The sequence below is a fragment of the Anabaena sp. FACHB-1237 genome (assembly GCF_014696225.1).
GTDB lineage: Bacteria > Cyanobacteriota > Cyanobacteriia > Cyanobacteriales > Nostocaceae > FACHB-1237.
This window is the reverse complement of sequence record NZ_JACJPV010000014.1, coordinates 53432-76072: the sequence shown is the minus strand read 5'-3', so window position 1 is coordinate 76072 and position 22641 is coordinate 53432. Positions and strand designations below refer to the sequence as shown.

Annotated in this window: 21 protein-coding genes, 1 tRNA gene and 2 pseudogenes; 10 read left to right on the top strand and 14 right to left on the bottom strand. The window is 33.7% G+C overall.

Features of this window, described 5'->3' with window-relative positions; all coding sequences use genetic code 11:
- Positions 1-25 precede the first annotated feature (25 nt).
- The 3 genes and pseudogenes from H6F32_RS09665 to H6F32_RS09655 form a co-directional block, all read right to left on the bottom strand.
- Positions 26-115: pseudogene (locus H6F32_RS09665) on the bottom strand (Uma2 family endonuclease); the annotation flags it as partial.
- Between the two features lie 46 nt (positions 116-161).
- Positions 162-653 carry an SH3 domain-containing protein gene (locus tag H6F32_RS09660; protein WP_190369116.1) on the bottom strand — a complete coding sequence of 164 codons (492 nt, stop codon included), beginning with the start codon at positions 651-653 and terminating at the stop codon, positions 162-164.
- A 60-nt stretch (positions 654-713) separates the two neighbouring features.
- On the bottom strand, positions 714-2228 hold the full coding sequence (locus tag H6F32_RS09655; protein ID WP_190369115.1) for an AAA family ATPase: 1515 nt from the start codon (positions 2226-2228) through the stop codon (positions 714-716).
- Positions 2229-2490: 262 nt separating this feature from the next.
- On the opposite strand from H6F32_RS09655, the pseudogene tnpA reads away from it, so the two are divergent.
- From tnpA to H6F32_RS20910, 3 genes and pseudogenes are all read left to right on the top strand, one after another.
- Positions 2491-2836: pseudogene (tnpA, locus tag H6F32_RS09650) on the top strand (IS200/IS605 family transposase).
- A 59-nt stretch (positions 2837-2895) separates the two neighbouring features.
- A complete protein-coding gene (locus tag H6F32_RS09645) occupies positions 2896-3048 on the top strand; it encodes a hypothetical protein (protein ID WP_190369114.1) in 153 nt (50 codons plus the stop codon).
- A gap of 79 nt (positions 3049-3127) precedes the next feature.
- Entirely contained in the window at positions 3128-3259 is a 132-nt protein-coding gene (locus tag H6F32_RS20910) for a hypothetical protein (RefSeq protein WP_277875061.1), read from the top strand.
- Positions 3260-3341: 82 nt separating this feature from the next.
- Here H6F32_RS20910 and H6F32_RS09640 read toward each other — a convergent pair whose 3' ends face one another.
- A complete protein-coding gene (locus tag H6F32_RS09640; RefSeq protein ID WP_190369113.1) occupies positions 3342-3587 on the bottom strand; it encodes a UPF0175 family protein in 246 nt (81 codons plus the stop codon).
- 268 nt (positions 3588-3855) lie between these two features.
- Here H6F32_RS09640 and H6F32_RS09635 point away from each other — a divergent pair, with 268 nt between their 5' ends.
- The 3 genes from H6F32_RS09635 (at position 3856) to H6F32_RS09625 (ending at position 6699) form a co-directional block, all read left to right on the top strand.
- Entirely contained in the window at positions 3856-4164 is a 309-nt protein-coding gene (locus H6F32_RS09635) for a hypothetical protein (RefSeq protein WP_190369112.1), read from the top strand.
- Positions 4165-4313: 149 nt separating this feature from the next.
- Positions 4314-5792 carry a glycolate oxidase subunit GlcD gene (gene glcD, locus H6F32_RS09630; RefSeq protein WP_190369111.1) on the top strand — a complete coding sequence of 493 codons (1479 nt, stop codon included), beginning with the start codon at positions 4314-4316 and terminating at the stop codon, positions 5790-5792.
- Positions 5793-5994: 202 nt separating this feature from the next.
- Positions 5995-6699, top strand: coding sequence for a CAP domain-containing protein (locus tag H6F32_RS09625; protein ID WP_190369110.1), 705 nt, complete (start codon positions 5995-5997; stop codon positions 6697-6699).
- Positions 6700-7015: 316 nt separating this feature from the next.
- On the opposite strand, the gene H6F32_RS09620 is transcribed toward H6F32_RS09625, so the two are convergent.
- The 7 genes from H6F32_RS09620 to H6F32_RS09590 form a co-directional block, all read right to left on the bottom strand.
- Positions 7016-7092 (bottom strand) — tRNA-Met (locus tag H6F32_RS09620).
- A 52-nt stretch (positions 7093-7144) separates the two neighbouring features.
- Complete coding sequence (locus H6F32_RS09615) at positions 7145-8098, bottom strand: asparaginase (RefSeq protein ID WP_190369109.1); 954 nt, start codon at positions 8096-8098, stop codon at positions 7145-7147.
- A gap of 70 nt (positions 8099-8168) precedes the next feature.
- Positions 8169-8669 carry a CGLD27 family protein gene (locus H6F32_RS09610; protein ID WP_190369108.1) on the bottom strand — a complete coding sequence of 167 codons (501 nt, stop codon included), beginning with the start codon at positions 8667-8669 and terminating at the stop codon, positions 8169-8171.
- An 8-nt stretch (positions 8670-8677) separates the two neighbouring features.
- Complete coding sequence (rsfS, locus tag H6F32_RS09605) at positions 8678-9085, bottom strand: ribosome silencing factor (RefSeq protein ID WP_190369107.1); 408 nt, start codon at positions 9083-9085, stop codon at positions 8678-8680.
- Positions 9086-9229: 144 nt separating this feature from the next.
- Positions 9230-9700 carry an ArsC/Spx/MgsR family protein gene (locus tag H6F32_RS09600; RefSeq protein WP_190369106.1) on the bottom strand — a complete coding sequence of 157 codons (471 nt, stop codon included), beginning with the start codon at positions 9698-9700 and terminating at the stop codon, positions 9230-9232.
- A 131-nt stretch (positions 9701-9831) separates the two neighbouring features.
- Entirely contained in the window at positions 9832-10443 is a 612-nt protein-coding gene (locus H6F32_RS09595; RefSeq protein WP_190369105.1) for a cupin, read from the bottom strand.
- A 12-nt stretch (positions 10444-10455) separates the two neighbouring features.
- Positions 10456-10962: a hypothetical protein gene (locus H6F32_RS09590; protein WP_190369104.1), complete on the bottom strand. Its 507-nt coding sequence runs from the start codon at positions 10960-10962 to the stop codon at positions 10456-10458.
- 500 nt (positions 10963-11462) lie between these two features.
- Between H6F32_RS09590 and H6F32_RS09585 the strand changes: the two genes are divergently transcribed.
- The 3 genes from H6F32_RS09585 to H6F32_RS09575 all read left to right on the top strand — a co-directional run bounded on the left by H6F32_RS09585 (position 11463) and on the right by H6F32_RS09575 (position 15064).
- Positions 11463-11780 (top strand): DUF2605 domain-containing protein, encoded by a 318-nt coding sequence (locus H6F32_RS09585; RefSeq protein WP_190369138.1) that lies wholly within the window; start codon positions 11463-11465, stop codon positions 11778-11780.
- Positions 11781-11987: 207 nt separating this feature from the next.
- The gene (locus H6F32_RS09580) at positions 11988-12314 is read left to right on the top strand and encodes a DUF2973 domain-containing protein (protein ID WP_190369103.1); all 327 of its coding nucleotides are present in this window, start codon (positions 11988-11990) and stop codon (positions 12312-12314) included.
- 1037 nt (positions 12315-13351) lie between these two features.
- On the top strand, positions 13352-15064 hold the full coding sequence (locus H6F32_RS09575) for a TrkA family potassium uptake protein (RefSeq protein WP_190369102.1): 1713 nt from the start codon (positions 13352-13354) through the stop codon (positions 15062-15064).
- Between the two features lie 129 nt (positions 15065-15193).
- Here the strand turns inward: H6F32_RS09575 and H6F32_RS09570 are convergent, their stop codons facing one another.
- Positions 15194-16690, bottom strand: a complete 1497-nt coding sequence (locus tag H6F32_RS09570; RefSeq protein ID WP_190369101.1) for a DNA cytosine methyltransferase — start codon at positions 16688-16690, stop codon at positions 15194-15196.
- Between the two features lie 465 nt (positions 16691-17155).
- Entirely contained in the window at positions 17156-18124 is a 969-nt protein-coding gene (locus tag H6F32_RS09565) for an ROK family protein (protein ID WP_190369100.1), read from the bottom strand.
- A gap of 909 nt (positions 18125-19033) precedes the next feature.
- On the opposite strand from H6F32_RS09565, the gene H6F32_RS09560 reads away from it, so the two are divergent.
- Positions 19034-20017, top strand: coding sequence for a sucrase ferredoxin (locus H6F32_RS09560; protein ID WP_190369137.1), 984 nt, complete (start codon positions 19034-19036; stop codon positions 20015-20017).
- 126 nt (positions 20018-20143) lie between these two features.
- On the opposite strand, the gene H6F32_RS09555 is transcribed toward H6F32_RS09560, so the two are convergent.
- Positions 20144-21727, bottom strand: a complete 1584-nt coding sequence (locus H6F32_RS09555) for a helix-turn-helix domain-containing protein (RefSeq protein ID WP_190369099.1) — start codon at positions 21725-21727, stop codon at positions 20144-20146.
- Positions 21728-22641 lie beyond the last annotated feature (914 nt).

Sequence of the window (22641 nt, the reverse complement as noted above, 5' to 3'; positions counted from 1 at the left end):
CTCTCCAAATGTCAATTTTAAATCACTGACCATCAATATATTCACTAGCAGGTTTTGTTTCTGGTAGTTGTAAAAATTCCTCTAATGTCAGAGTTTTTTGTATTGTTTGTAGCATTTTTACTGACTCCTAAAATATAGGAAATTTACCAATAATCACCAAATTATTCATCCGATTTTTTAAGATTAGCTGATTTTACCCAACCTTCTTGATTAGAATCACCAACACGGATTTTTTTCCATTTACCATCGGAACTTTCTTCTAATACAATTATCTCTTTATTATAAGCTACTCCTCCCACACTTTCTGCTTCTTGTTCTGGTTTAGATCGTAATCTTAAACCACTAGACCAGGTAACAGTGGCTTTATAGGCATTAGGTGGTAATTCTGTAGGTGTGGGGCTAGGTGTAGGACTTTCTGTAGGTATTTCTGTAGGTATTTCTGTAGGCGTTGGTTTAGGTGCTGTTTTTGATTTAGATTTTACGGTATTTTTAGTATTTTTGGGTTTTTGGGGATAGTCATTAGCAAACATTGGTTTTTCTGGTGCTACACCTGTACGATTTACAAAGTATAAGGCAATGGTTATACCAGTACCTAATAAAACAGCGATCGCTAACACAAATCCTAATATTAATTTTGCTAAACTCGCTAACATTTTAAAACCTCTTTTTCCTATTTTATATTAATCACTAATCATCAAGTAATTACCAATTACCTACTCAATTTGTCTTTGAATACGTTTACTTAATGGACTATATTTAGAAGCTAAACGCGCCCTACCAGCAGTAGCCCATTCTTGTAGTTGTTGAATTTGTTCTACCGCAGTTCTCGCTAAAGGAATAATTTGACTTGCTGCTTCTAAAATATCATCCGTCGTAAAATCTCGATTTTGACTAAATCCAATGTGCATCGCTTCAATTAATGTTTGTTCAATTTCTGCACCAGAAAAATCTGGAGTTTCGTAAGCTAACCGATCAATTTCATAATTATTACAATTATGGGGACGTAATCGAGATAAATGTACATTAAATATTGCTTTTCTTTCTTCTTGACTGGGTAAACCGACAAAAAATATTTCATCAAATCGCCCTTTTCTTAACATTTCTGGCGGCAAAGATTGAATATCATTTGCTGTGGACACCACAAATACTGGAGAAGTTTTTTCTGCTAACCAATTGATAAAAGTTCCAAATACTCTGCTAGTTGTCCCTCCATCTCCTTTGCTACCTAAACCTGAAAAAGCCTTATCAATTTCATCAATCCATAATATACAGGGTGCGAGAGCTTCCGCAACTTGAATCATTTGTCGGGTACGAGATTCTGATTCTCCCACTAAACCGCCAAATAATCTCCCCACATCTAAGCGCAATAACGGTAAATGCCAATGATGAGCGATCGCTTTTGCTGTTAATGATTTACCTGTACCTTGGATCCCCACTAACATTAGACCTCGTGGATATGGCAATCCATATTGACGCGCTTTATCTGTAAATGAACCACCTCGACGAATTAACCAATCTTTCAAATTGTCTAAGCCACCAATATCATCAATTTCTTCTGTCGCTGGGTAAAAGTCCAAAATCTGAGTTTGGCGAATAGTTTGGCGTTTTTCCGCTAATACTAAATCTACATCCTCCGGTTCTAATTGTCCGTGAGAAGCGATCGCCCGCGCCAAAACCTTCCTAATGCGCTCCATAGACAACCCTTGACAGGATCGCACCAAATCATCCACAAACCTGCCAGAAACGCGATTTCCAGTGGCTAACAATAGCTTTTCTACCTCCGTCTTAATCTCTGATGCAGTGGGTAACGCAAACTCTACCACAGTCAACACTTCCATCAAATCATCAGGAATAGCCACACGGGGGGATAATAACACAATATTTTTAGGTTGTGATTTTAATAACCTGGACAAATTCCGTAACTTGCGAGAAATGGCCACATCCTCCAAAAATCTATGATAATCTCGTAAAATCAACACCGCCGACGCTTGGGGATTTAATTTTTCCACAAATTCTAAGGCTTGTAAAGGGTTACGTTTACCAAAACCCACATCATTGGGGCTACCTTGATAACCATCCACAAAATCCCAAGTATAAACCGGACGATTGCCTTCATTTATTGCTTCTTCCCGAATAGCAGCTTCTACCCTTTCTTCTTCATAAGTGGGAATATACATCACTGGATAACGGGCGCGAAGTAATAATTTAAACTCATCACGAAAATTCATAGAAGTAATGTTTAAAGTAATGTGTGTAAAGTTTTTTAATTGGAAAATTGAGGATTGGGGAAAATCTAATTTATCATGCAGTATGTGCTTTCTAGTTACTTTCTTGACCCTCAAACACAGTTTAAACGATAAATTCCATCGCCGACGAGATGTAGTCCATATTTGGTTAGTAAGTTAATTGTATATATTATATATTGGTTTGGGTAAAATGACAAGGATTTTTACGCTGTAAAGACATGGCGTTACGGACTTAAAGGTTCATTTGGTCTGTGTTACTAAATATCGTCTGTCTGTATTTACCGGAGAAAGTATTGATTTGATTGAAAAATCATTTCGGGAAGTTGCTGAAAAAATGAATTTTCAACTGCTTGAGTTTAATGGTGAACATAATCACGTTCATGCACTTATTGAGTATCCGCCCAAACTATCTATTTCCCAGATAGTAAATGCTTTAAAAGGCGTATCTAGTCGTAGGTATGGGCGGCTATAAAAAACCCCGTAAAGAAGCATTATGGAGTCTAAGCTATTTTGCCATTTCTGTAGGTGGTGCGCCATTAGAAATATTAAAGGTAAAGGAGTATATTAAAAATCAAGAAAAGCCATCCTAGAAGGACGGGGCTTGTATCCCAGATTTTTGGTCATCTTTCATCAACTTTATCTAAAATATATGCACTACGCAATCTTTGAATCATTTGATCCCCTTGAAGCTAAAACCGAAGCCGATAATGAAATTAAACATGGTGTTACCCATAAAATGTCTAATTTCGATACATCTGGAGATGAAATGGAAATAAATAATTGTTTTATAAGAATTAATTGAATATCTTAATGATCCTGAATCTACTCAAGAGAAACAGTTAAAAAAAAATACAAAGATTATGAAGATTAAATAATAGATTTTGTTGTTTTGTGTAGGAAGTGGTGCGATCGCTATTTTGATGGTAATTGAGAAGCGATCGCTTTTGTTATATCATAAGAAATTACTAATAGGCGAAGTATTAAGCTGTTGTGCCTTTAACTTGAATAATTAATACAAGCAAGATGCTTGTGCTACTGTAACTTCAGGTTTTTTAATTATACAGTGAGTGCTGCACATTAGCTTACTAACAATAATCATAGCCAGTTATTAGCCTCTAAACTATTAACATCTTCTCTCAACTCTGCTAGATCGTAGTGAGGAGAAATTTGACGACTACCTAAGATTTTTTGAAATTGTAATTGATTCATTTTCGCAAAATTACTGGCTTGTCCCAAAGTAAATTTTTCTTGTTGAAATAACATGATTGCTATTTCTGTTAGTAATTCATCTTCAGACATAGAAATTGTTTTTAATGTGTCTTCTGTGATTACAATACTCATCTGTTTTTCTGAATTGTTGTTAATGATTCTGCTATTTTTATTATACACAAAACTAGAAAAAATATCTCACTAATAAATAATGTATGACTTACGCAACTTGCACATTGTTAGGTTGCGTCAGATATCAACAACCCGCTTATTTTCAGGATTTATGCGGTCTGTCGTACTCTATAACTAAATTAGAGATAGTTTTGGTATAGTATAATGATTAGTGTGAGTTTTCATCACTGGGCTGAATCCCAATTTAAACTACTCAAGGTAAATAATCATGAATAATTCTCAAATTAAATCAATAAAAGAATGCCTTGATTTACTATCAGAAATTGAACAAACATCTGAAGAATATATACCAGAATTGTTAAGAATAGTGCGTTTATTGCGTCAAAGTATGATAGCAAAACAAACATCTATAACTGCTTGGGATCATGCTATTAATCAACTTAATAATAGTAATCTAAATCAAGAAAAACAAGAAAGATTTCACGAATTGTTTCAATCTTGGTCAGAATTAGATGATGAAAATGAACAAAAAGCAACTTTAAAAATTATTGAATCTCTTGAGGTTGTTTCCATTTGATGAGTAAAGTTAACTTGAAAATGATAATTTATTTTATACTCTTATCTCAATTATTTAACATCTAATCGCTTTTGTGATATAATAAACAATTAAATCAATTTTGTGCTATCATCGAAACTCAAAATCTACCAACAATAAAAAGAAAATCTATGCTTACCCAAAATCAAGAGACAACAAAATCAATTAATTGGCAACCTATCATCAAAGAATTTATTAAAGTTCTCGGAGAAAAAGGTGTAGTACAACGTAAAGAGGAACTAATTACTTATGAATGTGATGGTTTAACCAGCTATAAACAACGTCCTCCTGTAGCAGTTTTACCACGCACCACAGAACAAGTATCACAAATAGTAAAAATCTGTAACAAATATCAAGTACCCTTCATTGCTAGAGGTTCAGGAACAGGTTTATCTGGAGGTGCTTTACCTACAGATAATTCGGTTTTAATAGTAACTTCTTTAATGCGACAAATATTAAAAATAGACTTAGAAAATCAACAAGCAATTGTACAACCAGGAGTAATTAATAGTTGGGTAACACAAGCAGTAAGCGGTGCAGGTTTTTATTTTGCACCAGATCCTTCTAGTCAAATAATATGTTCTATTGGAGGTAATATAGCCGAAAATTCTGGGGGAGTTCATTGTTTAAAATATGGAGTGACAACTAACCATGTTTTAGGTTTAAAAATTGTCCTTCCTGATGGGGAAATTATAGATATTGGTGGACAAATTCCCGAAATGCCAGGTTATGATTTAACTGGGGTATTTGTAGGTTCAGAAGGTACTTTAGGAATTGCCACAGAAATAACTTTAAAAATCCTCAAAGCTGCCGAATCAATTTGTGTATTATTAGCAGATTTTACTAGTGTTGAAGCCGCAGCAGCTAGTGTTTCTGATATTATTAGTGCGGGCATTATTCCTGGTGGTATGGAAATGATGGATAATATTAGTATTAATGCTGTAGAAGACGTTGTAGCTACTAATTGTTATCCCCGTGATGCAGCAGCAATTTTATTAGTAGAAGTTGATGGTTTAGATGTGGAAGTTACAGTTAATAAACAAAAAGTTAGTGAAGTTTGTCTGAAAAATGGCGCGAGAAATATTACTGTAGCTAGTGATCCAGAAACTAGATTAAAATTATGGAAAGGTAGAAAAGCTGCTTTTGCTGCTGCTGGCCATGTCAGTCCAGATTATTATGTACAAGATGGTGTAATTCCTAGAACTCAATTACCTTATGTCTTGAAAGAAATTGCAGCATTAAGTAATAAATTTGGTTATCAAATTGCTAATGTATTTCATGCAGGAGATGGTAATTTACATCCTTTAATTTTATTTGATAATGCCATTCCTGGAGAATTGGAAAAAGTGGAAGAAGTAGGTGGAGAAATTCTTAAACTTTGCGTTAAAGTTGGTGGTAGTATATCAGGAGAACATGGTATAGGGGCAGATAAAAAATGTTATATGCCTGATATGTTTAGTGATACTGATTTAGAAACAATGCAATGGGTAAAACAGGTATTTAATCCTGACAATTTAGCTAACCCTGGCAAAATATTTCCCACACCTCGTACCTGTGGAGAAGCTGCAAAAGCAAGTTTACAAAATTTTCCCAATGTAGAAAGATTTTAAGCACAAATATAGATTATAGATCCCGGACTTCTTGAAGAAGTCCGGGATCTAAAATAAAGTCCGGGATCTAAAATAGACATCTCCAAAAAAGAATGTAGAGACGTTCCATGTAACATCTCTACAAAGGTTATAGAAAATGCATATTTAATTTTCACCAGATGTCTATTAAAATACAGAAATTTACTTACAGATGAGGTGGTTAATGCGTTATTTCAAATTGTCAGTATTGTTACCCATAACTTTACTATTTGGCCTATATCCATCCTTAGTAGTGTCTAAAAACTCAATGGTGGAAGCAAAACTAGCTACTCAAAATCCTACTCTGTTATCACAAACTCCCTATTTGTCTAGTTTAGAAGCGCAAGTTATTGCAGAAACTAATAAAATTAGAACTAACCCTAAGTCGTATATTCCCATATTGGAAAACTATAAAAACAGATTTCAAGGTAAACGGGTCAAAATTAATAGTAATACCTATCTGCTAACTCAAGAAGGTGTTAAACCAGTAAATGAGGCGATCACTTTTTTAAAATCTGTGCGTCCAAGTGGCGCATTAACACCATCAAAAGGAATGTCTTTAGCTGCAAGAGATCACATTACGGATCAAGGTCCAAAAGGTACAACTGGACATAATGGTAGTGATGGTAGCACTCCTTTTGTCCGCATGAATCGTTATGGCAAATGGCAAGTTACCGCAGGTGAAAATATTAGTTATGGTCCGAATACTGCCCAAGAGATTATCATGCAATTGGTCATTGATGATGGTGTACCGGATAGAGGACATCGTAAGAATATCTTTAACCCTAAGTTTAAAGTCTCTGGTGTTGCTTATGGTACTCATAAGGTCTATAGAACTATTTGTGTGATTACCTATGCTGGAGGTTATACTGAAAAAGTAGGTAATTAATAATTGACAATTGATACAGCACATTCTATCTACATGAGGTACACTATGAACACGGCAAGATGCCTGTGTTACAAGGGGTTTATCATTAACATCTGTACCTCATAATAACGGAAACTGCTGTAATTAGACATAGGAGTGAAAATTAAATGTGGGTTGTTTAAAACCCTTGTAGATGAATTACCACCAGTTAGGGAGTACGGAGGAGAAAATTCTTTATTCTCACTCCTGGGCGAACAACCATTCGACCCTACAAGCAATAAAACCCCTTAGTACGCTGTACTAAAGGGTTTTATTAACACAAGCATAGCTTGTTATTTGGTGGCGGGAAGTGGATTTGAACCACTGGCCTTCGGGTTATGAGCCCGACGAGCTACCAGGCTGCTCTATCCCGCGTCGCTCTTGTCCTCTACTCTTCTAATATAACTCAAGGTCAAGAGTTTGTCAACTATAAAAATGATAATTCTCCAATTATTTCCAAACGCTTGTATTTCCCCAGGTTCATAAATTTCTCGCCTAGATTTTCGGCTATGCTTGGACTGATCCAACCCATTTGTTGCAATAAATGAATCGCTACAGCATATTTGGCTCTACTACTACCATCTATAGCTTTAATTGCTAATCCCATACCTTCGCCTAATCGTCCTATACATTGTACTCCCTCTGCGCCAGATTTACTAACCAATTGATTAGGAACTAGCTGCATTAATTCCGTGTCAAATGCACCAATACCAGCTACCATCTGGGGATGATGGTTCATGGCTCTGACGATTCGTTCCATATCCAAATTACTACTAGATGCTAAAATAGCATACAAAGACGCTATATGTCCTAATTGTAGTAAATAGGTAGGTGCACCACAGTCATCATGGGCACTGATAAATTCTACGGCAGGCATTCGCAGTAATTCGGCAATTTTAGTTAAAATTAATTGTTGTACTGGATGTTTCCGATCTAAATAGTCGTGGATAGGCCAATGTCTTTGTTGGCATACTGCTAACATTCCGGCGTGTTTTCCAGAACAATTGTATTCTAAGGTACTGCTTTTTCCTTGAGGTATGGGACAATGGAGAGCAGAAGGGTCAAGATCAGCCCGCCAAAGAATGTTAAATACCTGTCTTACTTGTTCTATGCGTCCCTGATGGGAACTGGTGATAATTGCCAGATCCTTATCTGTTAAATCAAAGCGTTCTAGGGTACCTGTTGTTGTGACAGCTAGGGCTTGAAATGGTTTTAAGGCAGAACGAATAAATGTAGCAGTTTCGGCGTTACCTGCTACAGAAAGCACTCGTCCTCTTTCGTCGCTAACAACGGCTTGGACTATATGCCGAGATTCAATAATTCCTTCCCGCAGCAACCGGACTTCCAGTGTTTGGGCTTGTGTTCTTTTTCCCATTGTCATGGGTTTATATCTACTTTGTGAGTTTTCAGTGGTTAGTAATCAATTTTTTTACTACTGATGACTATTTATTTTATAACAAATGCCAGGTTATTGTACCAATAAGATACATAACAATAAGGACGGCAAAGGTAAATTGCAGGCGTTGTAGGATGGGTTTAATGTTATAGCTGACGATCAGTCGATCGCGCATTAATACTTCTGGTGGTTTAGTCCAAGTTTGACCATCATACCATCCAGACTCTTCATAAAATACTCTTTCATTGTATAGGCGATCGCGGATATAATGCCAGCCTAAATACAATCTCACTAAAATCAATACTAGAGGAACAGTAGCCGAAGCTGATGTACAAATGATAAATTCCCATAGTTGTTTTTGGGGCGGAAAACTTGCTGCTGCCACAGGTCCTGCTACTAGCCATGACCAAACCCAGATCCAGAGAATTTTCTGGGTATAATCGGGTAGCTTGAGAGTTGTATCTTTAAATAACCAGGCATTTTTGAGTTCTTCATACTCATTGAGTGGTTGTTGTTCTGTGGGCACTGGGCAATTATCAACAGATGATCGCATCATATTGGGTTTTACCTATCATCGCTATTGGGTAATAAAATGCGTTCTGCGTGACCCCAAAACGCTTCTAAGTTGTAAAATTCCCTTTCTTTAGGCATCATAATATGTACTATTACATCACCATAATCTTGTAAAACCCATGTTCCTTCTACTTTCCCTTCAGTCCGCAAAGGCTTTCTGTGCCATTTTTCTTCTACTTCTGTTTCGATAGCATCAGCGATCGCTCTTACCTGTACTTTAGAATAACCTGTCATCATCACAAAGTAATCTGAAAGGTAAGATACCTCTGCTACTTTTAACAATAAAATTTCCCCAGCCTTGCGGTCAGATGCCGCCTCTGCTATGGTAAAGGCTAATTCCTCCGTTGATTTTATCGGATCAGTTTTTACGGTATTCAATGTACCCTTTGTTAATGTCATAGATTATTTTTACAATTACACTTTTATTTTACTTAAAATTATTTATTATAGCACAATTTGGAAGGAGTCAGGAGATTCAAGAGTCAGAACAAAGAACAAACAATAAAGAATTTGCACTCTGTACCCGACTCCTGACTCCCAATTCTATTGATGTTTACAAGTACCATCACTATGATGATGATCATGTTTATGACCATTAGCACAGCCTTGAAGGTCTTGTTTCATAAGATTTTGACTCATTTCCTCAAAAGACTCATCAACGGCCTTTAACCCTATCCAGGCATCTATTTTTTCCACATCAAAACCCACTTCTCTTTTATCACCTATTTCTAATAAAGGACGACGAATAAGTAAAGGATCTTTAAGCATCATCATTAACGCCGTATTAGCATCAATGCTTTCAGGATTGACTTCACCAGATTTGACTCTAGGTGCAGCTTTATTAAACCATTCTATCACAGGGCGATCGCCAAAAAAAGAGCGCAATCTTTCCACAGTCCAAGGTTCAGTTAACAAACTATAAGCAATCACTTCATGACCTGCGGCTGTTAATAAAACCTTTTGTCTGGTATTATTTTTACAACCTGGTTTTTCATAGAAAATTACTCTAGCCATTGTTATTTCTCCTCATAATTAAGTTATCAGTAATCAGTCATCAGTAGGGGTTGAGCAATGCTAAACCCTTACAGGGAGTCAGTAGTCATAATTTTTACTTCGCACTCCGAACTCAAGACATAGAGTTTACTTTAAAAATTCCTAGAAGTGTGATTTTGTATATCAAATTCCCATCGTTTTTTCGGATCTGTTTCTCCATAGAGATTAAATGTTAATGTGGGAGTATTACCTACCACTTCAACACTATGAATAGAATCGGATCTTAAACTAATAATATCACCTTTTTGCAGAATTACTTCATCTGTATATTCAATTTTATCAGCAAATTCTGATGTGGAATTTTTGCGCCAAAATGTATGTTTTTCCTCACCTTTTAATACAGCCACCATTCCCCATGTTCCATGAGTGTGAATATTAGACTTACTTCCAGGTGCAAAAATAACAGTTTGTACAGTTAAAGGAAAACCTAACTCATCATATAACAATAATACAGAGTTTTCTGTTGTTATATCATGTTCTACAAACTGCGTTTGTATCCAATAACAATTCAGAATTAATTTCCTTACCAAATTTTGGATTTTTGGTAAAAATATCAACTCGTCATCTACAGCATTTAACACATCTTCCACATCAGTTAAAAAGCGATAAAAACGATAATTATCATGTAATAAATTCCATATTCTTGGAGATGGACAACATTGATAATTACCATCTTTATGTAGTATATAATCTTTACCATCCATAGTTATTAATAGTTAATCATTATCATCTTCAGGAGTACGGGTTAAAATTTGCAAAAGAATACCAGCACCAAAATCATTTTTATCATTAGTATCGGGAATTGTGATACTCATAATTTGGTTGCTAATTTCCTGCGCTTTTTCCATATTTCCTAACTTAGCTAAAACTAAACCATAAGCAGTATAAGCATTAAGATATAACCTAATATTTGGGTTTTGATGATATTGCATCAAAATAGGTTTAATTGCTTCCCAATTATCTGGAAGATTTTCCAACTCTCTAATTTTAGCAATTATCTTTTCTGCTGTTATCAGTGCAAGATGATAATTATTTTTGTAATAAAAATATCTGTAAGCTGCTACTAGAACATCTGTATTTTCTCGCGTTTTAGCTAAAGCTGCTAACATATATTTTTCTGATTCTTGGGTATTTTCCCATGTTTGAGTTGCTAAGATTAATAATTCTTTGACATCATCACTTACATCAAACCAGGAAAATTTATTTTGAGTATTTTCTAGCATAATATTACATTATAGGTAATTTTCATTATCGGATCGATTTCCCATCTCTTCCCTTGCTATTCTCTGATCATTATCTCATAATTCATCTTATAAAAATATTACTCTCTATCATTTACTGTACTAAAATCACAACTTTTTCTCTTTGCAAAAAATCTTTACCTACTGCATAAACATTAATATTTTCCATCAATACAAGCAATACAATAGTTTTGTCATGGATACAAAACAATATACTTAAACAATTAAATGTTGTATTGAATAATATAAAATATTGCTTGTATCTGAATCATAAGATTTTATTTTGATAAAAACTTTCTTGTCTTTAGATATAGGTGGATTTTTCAAAAAAGATTATAATGTTCCGTATATCACAATACAGATTTTATGCTTTAAATCTGATATCCACATATCCTTCCTATTCCTGAAAAATTAGATCATTGTTAAGAATCGTAAATAACGTTAATATTAGGAAGATATTTAGAAATATGCTGATGATATATATGGGAGACTCCTACTTACCCAGTCCTGAATTACTCAAGTCCGTATTAGAACCACTTTTGGACGATTTTCAATATTGGTTTGAGCGATCGCTTATTTTATTGGAAAATGAGAGAATCTCATTTATGAGTGAAGATGAGCAATCAAATTTACTCAACCAAGTTAAACAAGCACAATCTGAACTCAACACAGTCAAGATGCTATTTTCAGCAACTGGCCACCAAGTGGGAATTGATATGGCAATTTTCATACCTTGGCATCAACTTGTTAGGCAGTGTTGGCAAGTCAGTATGCAGTTACGTCAGTCAAAGGAAATTTAAGAAAATATTGCCTAAATTATGAAGATAATTGAATATTCTTAATATTATTTTCATAAATGGCTCATAATTTTTATGTTACTTTTGTCTGAATCAAGACCTGTACCAAAAATCATAATAAGTGATTGATTTGACATTTTGTTTTAAGTAATTTCCGGCGTACGAGAAAAAATTTTAACTTTAACTACTGCGACTTTGGAGGAATAGTCAATGTTACACCTAGTCTATATTTTAGCTTTCACCATCCTTGCGTTTATTGCTGTGGGTAATTTAATTCGTAATTTGATTATGTTTAGTTTTGACAGAGAACGCAATTACCCAGTACAGTCAGGACTAGGAAATAAAGGTAGTTTTGGTTATTATCCCGCAAAACGACAATCAGTACCTCATCCTGAATTGTTAGATAATGCGGGTAATGTGATTAAAGAACCTTTGTTGGTTATGCGTTCTATTAATGTTGATGATGCTAGACAACAGTTAGATGCTCTTTATGAGTCTTCCCCTGGACAAAAAATTGAACGCTCTGAAGATGCTTAATTTGTCTATTCAACATCTAACCAAATTTCAATAATTTAGAGACGTTCTATGGAGCGTCTTTATTTTTTGCGATTAATCTAGCTTATGCGTTGTGGATAGTTCTTCCTCATCAAAATCAGTGTAACAGGTTTTTTCGATAATGTCAAGGGATGAAAAAACTTTTCCCGCTCATTTTAAGCGCACCAAAACAGATACCGGAATTCTTGAAGAATTCCGGTATCGTAATTTCCATTATTATAGATTGTCTATTTTGTCAATTCCCCTAAAAAGGGGTTAAAAAGTGTGTTATGGAACTTTGACAAAATTGGCTGAAAAAGAGCGATAAATAGCGGTAAATTTCGTTAAGTCTTGTATTTTTTTTGGATGTAGTTTTCTGGAAGTATTGTATATCAAGGGTTTAACAATGATCTATTTTACCAATTTGAAAAATGCAAATAAAACCCCACTTTGAGCTTCATTAGAAATTCTACCAAATCGCTGAAAGTATTGCAAGATCGTTGATAAATAGAAATAATTCTCAATTAAGTGTTAAAAAAATGTAAAGACAAATTTTTAGATGTTAGAAATTTTAAAAGTATTAACTAATATTAATAATTATAACTTATTAATTGAGGCAATTTTTGGTAATTTTGTACTATTAAGATAAAGATTGGTTGTTTATATTTAAAACGGGTTAATTAATTATAAGACAGTTGAAGTATAGCTATTAAATAGCTAGATTAAAATATTTTGGATTTAGAGATGATGGTGTGTTCAGCTACAGTAAGATTTGTAGTAATCAGAAAGAATAGAGAATGGAAATGAGTAATTGGTAAATAATTGATAATTACAAATTACTAATAATGAAGGGATTATTTATCATTGATTTATCATTTATTAGTTAATAATTAATTTAACAGTATCAAGAAAGAGACAAGAAAAATACAACTTAATAGAATCTAAACAATGATAATTAATTCCGTAAGCAGTATCAATATTTTGATATTGATTAACCGCTAATTACTGACTAATGATTACTGATAGCTAATTACTGATTCATGAAACCTAAAATTATTATCTGTGGCTTAGGCCGTACTGGATATAAAATTTTTCGCTTATTAAAACAACATGGGGCTGAGGTGGTAGGTATTAATCGCAAACCTATAGCTATTGAAAAAATAAGTGAAAATAGAAGTGAAAAAACAAAAGACATAATTATTATTGGTGAATTACACGCAGTTTCCACTTTAGAAACAGCAGGAATTAGAGATGCACAAACTTTAGTAATTACTACTGGAGATGATGCGGTAAATTTATCAATTATGATGCAAGCGAGAATATTAAACCCAGAAATTAGAATTATTAATCGTTTTTATAATACCAATTTAGGTGAACGTTTAGATCAAACCTTGCCAGATCATTTAAGTATGAGTGTGGTAGGTTTAGCAGCACCTGTATTTACATTTGCAGCATTAGGAAATAAAGCTATTGGCCAAATTCAATTACTCCAACAAACTTGGCCAATTCAGGAGGAATATATTGATGAAAATCATATTTGGCAGGGTAAAAAATTAAGTGATTTGTGGGAAGATCCTACAAGAATGCTAATTTATTATTTACCAATGAAGGGAAAAATGAATTTAGTATCTGGTGTGTTATTGGGGCAGGAATTAAAAGTTGGCGATCGCTTAATTGTCGGTACACAACCTCAGATTAAACAACCGCGTAAATCCCTAGTCAGAAAATTCCTGAAGGTGATTACAAATATTCGCCAATTTCAAAAACACGCGCAATCAGTGGTAGGGATGGCCATTGCTTTATTGGTAATAATATTATTAGCAACATTTACCTATGCAACTACTAAATTAAACATCTCGTTTGTGGATGCTTTGTATTTTGCTGTGGGGATGATTACCGGTGCAGGAGGAAATGATAAAGTTATAGAATTTGCTCCTGATAGTATTAAATTATTTACTGTGGTAATGATGTTAGTAGGAGCAGTGGTATTTGGTGTTTGGTATGCGATGTTTACAGATTTTGTGTTAGGAACTCGTCTTAAACAATTTTGGGATGAAGCGAGAATACCCCAAAGAAATCATTATATTGTTTGTGGTTTAAGTGGTTTGGGTATTAAGATTGTGCAACAACTTCATATTAGTGGCCATGAAGTAGTAGTGATTGAAACAGATAGTAATAATAGATTTGTAAATACTGCAAGAAATATGGGCATTCCTGTAGTTATTGCTGATGCTAGTTTTCGCACTACTCTGTTATCTAGTAATATTAATACTGCTAATGCAGTGTTAGCAGTTAGTAATAATGATGCGACTAATTTAGAAGTTGCTTTGAAAGCAAAAGCATTAAGGCCAAATATTCCAGTCATAGTGAATTATACAGATCCAGATTTTGCCGGTATGGCACAACAAATTTTTGATTTTGAAGCTGTTTTTAGTCCAGCAGAATTAGCCGCGCCTGCTTTTGCTGCTGCTGCTTTAGGTGGTAAAGTGATTGGTAATGGTATTATTGCTAATACTTTGTGGGTGGCTTTTGCCACTGTGATTACTCCTATACATCCTTTTTGTGGTCATTGTGTGAAAGATGTGGCTATGTATGGTGATTTTGTACCTTTATATGTGGAAATAAATCACGAAACTTTACAGGGTTGGGATGTTTTAGAAACTATTCTCAGTTCTGGAGATATTTTGTATTTAACTATGCCAGCAAATAGATTGAATCAATTATGGCGTGAAGATGTTGGAGGTATGGTTTAATTCATAATAATTATGACTATCACCCCTATTTTGATATTTCCCTATTTTTATCAGGACTTACGCAACTGGCACATTGGTAGGGTTGTTATGTTGTTAATTTACATAATGAATGCAAGCAAGATGCTTGCACTACTGTAATTTTAGGTTTTCAAATACACCAGTCTCAATAATGGCTTTACACAATTTATCAATTACGGGAACTGAAACACTGTTTCCAATTAGTTTCATCCATTTTACTCTTGACTCTGGTAATTTAAAATCTTCAGGAAATCCCTGAATTAAACAAGCCTCCCTTTTAGTGATTTTTCTAAATTCTCTTGACTCATAAACTTCTTTAATGAATTTGCTTTTAAATTCATGATGATTCATGGCTGAAATTGTTTTTAAAGTGATAAAGTCATTAGTATCGCTGGCCACTAAAGTTGGGAAAATATCAGAAGTTGGTAAAAAGATACGACTAACACCAAATATTCCTGTACTCATTTTCGTATTTTTAAAATCATAGCGAATTTCGGTACATTCAATAATATCCTTTTGTTTGAGAGACTCAATTGTTTTTTGAATTGATATTTTTTGTAATTTCAACAGTTTTTGAATTTTTAAACTGTCAACTATTAGTTCTCCATTATTGCTAAATGACAGTAGTGTTGCTTCATCTTTTGTCAAGTCCTGAATATCATACTGTTTGATAATAAAACGATATTCTTCTGGTTTGAAAATTTCTAATTGTACCAGTTCACCAATTTCTGCCTGTGTAATTGATGAGTCTAGGTTTTGAAAATGTTTTAATGATAATGGGTTTCCATCTAATGCACCATAATTACTTTTCCGTCTGTTTTTCAGTAATAATAAACAAATATCTTTCTGTCGTTGAGTAGTTTGAATAATATCCCATGAGTGTATTGTGGTATGACCATTTCTCAAGTCGTTAAATAAAAAGTAATCGTTGAATCCGTTGGTACTGGAAAGACTCATGTTTTTAGATGCAATAATATTACCAAATATGTCTCTTTGAATCATCTGATTATCTATTTTTTGCTGCGATGAAATACCTAATATATCCCCAAGTTTGAGTTTTTTATCTGTTGGTTTCGGTAATCTGAATTTTTGTAAATACTCTTTTTCCCGAAATCCAATTATATATACACGAATCCTATTTTGTGGTACACCATAATCAAAGGAGTTAATGATAAAATATTTGGCATAATATCCTGCTTGCGTAATTCTTTCTAAGATATATGCTAAGGCTTTTTGATTGCGAGTATCAACTAATCCTTTGACATTTTCAAAAATAAATGCTTTTGGTTGAGATTGTTGAAGTAAATAAATTGTATCGTTCCATAATTGTCCTCTATCATCGTCAAAACCGAGATTTTTACCTGCAATTGACCAGCTTTGACAAGGAACTCCAGCAGTTAATAAATCATGGGATGGTAATTCTTTGATTTTGGTAATATCTCCTAAGTTATAACTAGGTTCAATTTCAAAGTTATCACAATATGTATTTATGGCATCCTGTCCGATTTCACTAAAGCCTAAACAATGACCACCATTATTGCTTAATGCCATTTTAAACCCACCAATTCCAGCAAAAAGGTCAATAAAAGTAAATCGTATATTCTGCATTTTATGTCTCTTATTGTCAATCAATTATTTTAAAAATCCTTCTTCAAAATCTTGAGGAGGTTCAATTCCTAAAAATTCTCGATAAATTCTTTCTTTGTAATCCTTACCTAATACATTAATTTCTTTTCAGATATGACATCTTTTATGGCTTTTGAAATTCTCTGCTGTTTATTCATTGCCAATCTCATTTCTATGACACATAACTACTTATTATACCGGAAATTTCGTTCTAATCAACTACTAGGTTACAAATAGTCTAAAGTTAATTAAATTTAAGAAGTTAGTTTTTCTGATGAAATTACAACTATGAGCCGTAAAGTTCTGATAGAACAGACCAACAGTAGAACTGGCTGGTTTTTTATGAGCGATCGCTTTTCTGGTATTGCATAATTACGCTATGAATTGTACTTTGTTTCACACAAAGCCGAAAATTTTGTACAGTTTCATAATTCTACAGTTTCATACTTATCTTAAAACATCTAATCCTAAAGCTACAGCCCCCCATAATGGTGCATCATCACCTAATAATGCCCGCACTACTTCAAAATTAACCTCTGGTAATGCAGTTTCTCTGGCCACTTTCCGCACTATAGCCCAAAAATTATCACCTGCTTTAGTCACACCTCCACCTAAAACAAAGCGTTGTGGGTTCATTAAATTGGCTGCATTACCGATTCCTACACCTAAAGCCCACGCTCCCTGATATAATACCTGTTGGGCTAATTCGTCGCCATATCCAGCTGCATCACTGACTATTTTACCTGTAATCAGGTTTAAATCATTGTTCACGAGATATTTGAGTATGTCCCCTCGGACTTTATTTCCAGAATTACGTGGTTCTTTTTCTAGCAATTCTCTGGCATTTTGCGCCATATATGGTCCAGATGCAAACCTTTCTACACATCCCCTTTTCCCACATAAACATATTGGTCCTCTAGGATCTACCACTGTGTGACCTATTTCTCCTGCAAGTCCTAATGCTCCCCGCCAAGGTTTACCATTAATTATCCAACCTCCACCAACTCCTGTACTAATTGTTATATATAAAAATGTGTCGTATCCTCTACCCGCACCAAAACGATATTCTCCTATTGCTGCTACATTTGCATCATTATCTATACTCACTGGTGCATAATAATTTTCTTCTAATATTTGTTTGAGAGGAACATTTTCCCATCCAGGAACATGATGAGATAGTCTTACTAGTCCTGTGGTAGCATCTACAGGTCCGCCAAAACTTACTCCAATAGCATCCGGTTTTTTATCATCTAACACTTTTTCGATGAGCCATCGCATAATTTCTAAGTCTGTCAAAGCATCTCCCGGATCAGGAGAAAGCTCGCTTTCATGTTTCAGCCATTCTTTACCATCTGCTTCCACTGTGGATGCTGCTAATTTTGTACCACCAAAATCCAAAGCTAAAATTAATGTCATATATTTTAAAAATAGGTAGAATAGGTAATAAGTGACTATTGCTATCCTCAATAATTAAGAAAATACATTTAATCAAATTCATGAAAATTGTTTCATTCTCAAAATTCAAGATAAATGTAATTTCTGAATCATTATTTAGGAATGCAATACTAGCTATATCATATTATTAGGTCAATAAATTTTTATTGTCGTTTCATAAGTGACTATCTACTATTTATTTATGGCAAATTTTCTTAATTGACCATATTTTTACTCAATTAGATGTAATATAATTGGTTACATCAGGAAATTCAATCGTAAAATTGCTAAAATTAATTTTTGTAAAGCAATTATTAAGATTACAATATATGGCACTAAGCTATTAGCATTCAGCTATCAGCCGTCAGCTATCAGATTAAAATCAAAGAAACTGACCACTAATTACTAATTACTGATAACATACTGATAAAATTAGGACTTACCCAAGTGTCACACTAAAAAATCTGTTGTAGGGTGCTGGTTGGTGAGCTTGTCGAACCACACCCTACCAATGTGCCGGTTGCGTAAGTCCTGAAAATGAGAAGAATAAAGTTTATATATCTTTACTCTTTTTATTTTTTCTCAAATTATTGAGAATTTTTTGCAATTAGTAAATAGAATAAATTTAACCTTAATCAAAGCTGAAATTTTTTTTAAGGATAATTTATTGACCGGAAAAACTGTAAAAAAATCTGAATTTAAACAAGTAGATACATTTACCTATTTATAATTGATTAAATTTAATTAAAATAGATAATTGTATAACTTTATTACTTTTATGACAGAATCATAAATTGTTAATGACAATACAACAATGATTTTGTATGATTGTAGTATAAAAACCCATAAAAATCCCTAAGAATTATACTTGAGTAACTGTAAATGAATGCAATGAATAAATTTTTCTGTGCTAACAATTCCAGAGAATTAGAAGAGGATATGATTGGTACTGCTACCAAATATGAAACGTATATTTTAGTAGAATGTCCAACTCCTTGGGGGTATGAAGCATTTAATTCTAAATGGGTACCGGATAATTTAAAAGTGTTAGTTACAGAAGTAGAAAAGAAAAAATTACCGATGAGGTTTTTATTAATAGCGAATGACGAAACTCATCGGGTTAAGGAAACTACTTTGTTAATTTATCAGCAGCAGGAAGGTTTAAGTAGTGGTTACAAAAAGCAGGAGTTTAAACTACCAAATATAGAATTAGTAGCGGGAGTGATCAACAAATGGTTAGCAGGTATTACTAGTAATTATGAAGTAGAAAATCACATCACTAGAGATATTTTAATCTGTACTCATGGTAGTCATGATCAATGTTGTGCTAGATATGGTAATCCCTTTTATTTTCATGGTCAAAAAAGTATAGATGATTTACAATTAGAAAATGTGAGAATGTGGAGATCAAGCCATTTTGGTGGTCATAGATTTGCCCCAACAATGATAGATTTACCCCAGGGAAGATATTATGGAAGATTAGATCAAAATAGTTTCATGGCGATTTTAACTCATCAAGGAAATATAGAGGAATTACTGAAGGTATATAGAGGTTGCGGGATATTACCAAATTCTTTACAGGTGTTAGAAAGAGAGTTAATGTTACAGTTAGGATGGGATTGGTTTAATTATCAATTAAAGGGCAAAATTTTAGAACAAAGTTTAGATAATAATACGATTTTAAGTGAATTAAGTTTTGGTAAACCGGGGGAAGATTTATATACTTATCAAGCGAAATTGATTAAGGATAATTTAAAAACTAAAAGTCTTAAAAGTTCCTGTAATGCAGAAAGAGAAGTGGTTTTTGTTAAATATACTGTAGCGAATTTGTGGTTAATTTCGCATAAAGTAGTAACTACAAGTAGCTTGGTTTGAAAACGCAACCTACCATTACATTACGCAAAACTTACGCAAAACATCACTAAAGTAGGGGTAATTCATGAATTACCCCTACACAATAATCAGGGTTTTCCTAACATCGTGCGTAACTCCTAATTAGGATTAAATATCTAATAATTGTCTCAATAGCATTTGATCATCTAATTTAGCCTTTAAACGACCATTTTCTACATCTCTAATCCAACTTTGACTTTTGCCGATCAACCTAGCAAGATCACGTTGCGAAAGATTCATTTTTTTTCTGGCTTGCATGATTTGTTCCCCTAATAAATTGCCACTTTGTTGATGATTCGTTTTAGTTTTAGAAATACGACGTTGTTGTTTTGATGCTTCTGTACGATTTTCCCAATCTGGAGGTAATTCAAAAGATAAAATTCGCGCATTTAATAGTAAATTCCATTTACCGCGCGGTCCTGCATCTGTTAAACGATTTTCTCCTCCACCATCATTGATCCAAAATTCTAATGCTTCATCGGGATCTTCAGGAATATCTGCTAATTTTGCCCATAGGGGTTGAATTTGTGGAGGGTAGGTAATGGGATCAAAATTTGATTTAATTCCATAATGATTCAATACCTCTAAATCATTTTCATAAGTTTTTAATAGACGTTTCCGATCTTCTCGATGACGGTTAGCTTGGATGACTTTTTCTTCTCCATACGCAACACGCAATAAAGTAGGAACTGTAATTCTTTGTTCTCTACCCATCTTGGTTTTAAATAATAACCATAACATTAATCTTACAGAACCTTCATGTTGTTGCCATAAACTCATTACTGTAGTTAATAAGGATTTTGGGAGACTACCATATTGATAAAATGCAGTTCTTTCTTTACATCCTTGTCTATTGAAAAAATGCTGTGTCCACATTCCTGCTTTGATTTTAAATGTTAAACCAATCAGATATTTACAACCTTGATCATCTTCTTGAAAATGGTGTTGAATATCCATTAAATGCCACAAACGACTATTTTGAATGGCAAAGCTGGGAACACGACCTTGTGATGGCCAGTCAATAGAAAGTATCAAGGAGCAAGCCTGATAAACTAGGTTTTTAATTAACCCTAATTTGGCATTTTTACTCAAGTCCTTACGTTTTTCTAAACCTAGATATTGTTCAATTTGTCGTTCATCAATGGTAAATTCTTCCTCCCAAGGTTGTTCTAAATTGGTAATATGGGCTGCGAAGATTAGATTTATGCAAGCAGCACGAATATCTAAATTTTCAATTACTTGTAGGTTAGTAGCGTGTTGACAAACATGAAGTTTATCTTGTATTTGAAAGGTAATAACTCCTCGACCTTGGTTTACTACACGACGATATTGTAGATTTCCTAATTCATTTGTTTGCCAAGGTAAAGATGATCTTTGTGCTAATAAGTTGCAAGCCTCCCAGATAACAATTGCTGATGCAAAAGGGTTATTTTTGCTATTAGAAAATAAGTCTGGACTGGTAGCATCTCGTGGTTCAATTTTGCATCTGCCTTTTTTTGCTTGTGAAGGTATGGGGGCATTTGTAGGACATACAATTACACATTGTGGTTGTTGATAGTAACCTTCACAATTTTTACAAAGAGTAGGATCAATCCAATATTCATCATTTTCTATTTTAATTGCACCCGTAGGACATAGGGGGCGGCAGTTGTCACATCCCACGCAACTGTTGTTAGGAATTATATAGGTCATAGGAATTTTTCCTACTCTAATTGTTGAGATGTTTGGTTCAAGTTGCCCCTGTTCTTGTCCTGTTGATTCATAACTTGCTACCAAATTCCCTCTATAACAATCAGCTTTCAGCTATCAGTAATCAGATAAGAGAATGGTGGAGAGGTAAGATTTTTTTTCTCTTGTGATGGTGACTGGTAACTGTTTTTTACATACAGATAAGACCCACTTTGATATTTTGTAGGTTGTTTTTTTAGTTTTAATGAAGCTAAGTTATTAACCCAAGTTGCTAGTTATTAATTTTCGGATATTTTGTAGTCTGTAGGGTGCGTCAGACGGAATAACTTAGGTTAAAATTACCAATTTTAAGATTCTGACGCACCCTACTTTATATAACTGGCAACTTACGTTATTACTGAAAAACCCCCGGCTTCATTACTGCTTCATTAACTATAATTTTCATAAAGATTTGAATAAGATTGTTCAAAATGAGCTTGCCAATCTTTTTTTTTAAAATTCTAATATTTCTTAATATTTATGTGTGATTTATCTGACTTTTATAGACAATAATGTCTATTTTTAGCTGTTTCTATTTTCATCAATGTTATCTTTGCACATTTCTAATTTTTGAATAAGTTTTGTAATTGAAAATACAATTAATCTGACTTTATGGTAAATCTTAGTAAGATTTGCAAAATATTGGCAATTAGAGGGTTGATAATGGCAATAGTTGGGGTTGCTAGTTGCTGTTAATTCCTAATAATTTAGAAGAATGTAATTAATTAGTCTAGGTTTTATTGAGAATAATAATTGTTAATATATTTTAAAAATCAGATTAAATCAGGTTTGGAAGATTTTACTTGAGAAATATTTATTAATAATGAATATCATCTAATTATTTTAGGCACAGAAAAATAGATAATATTATTTATCAC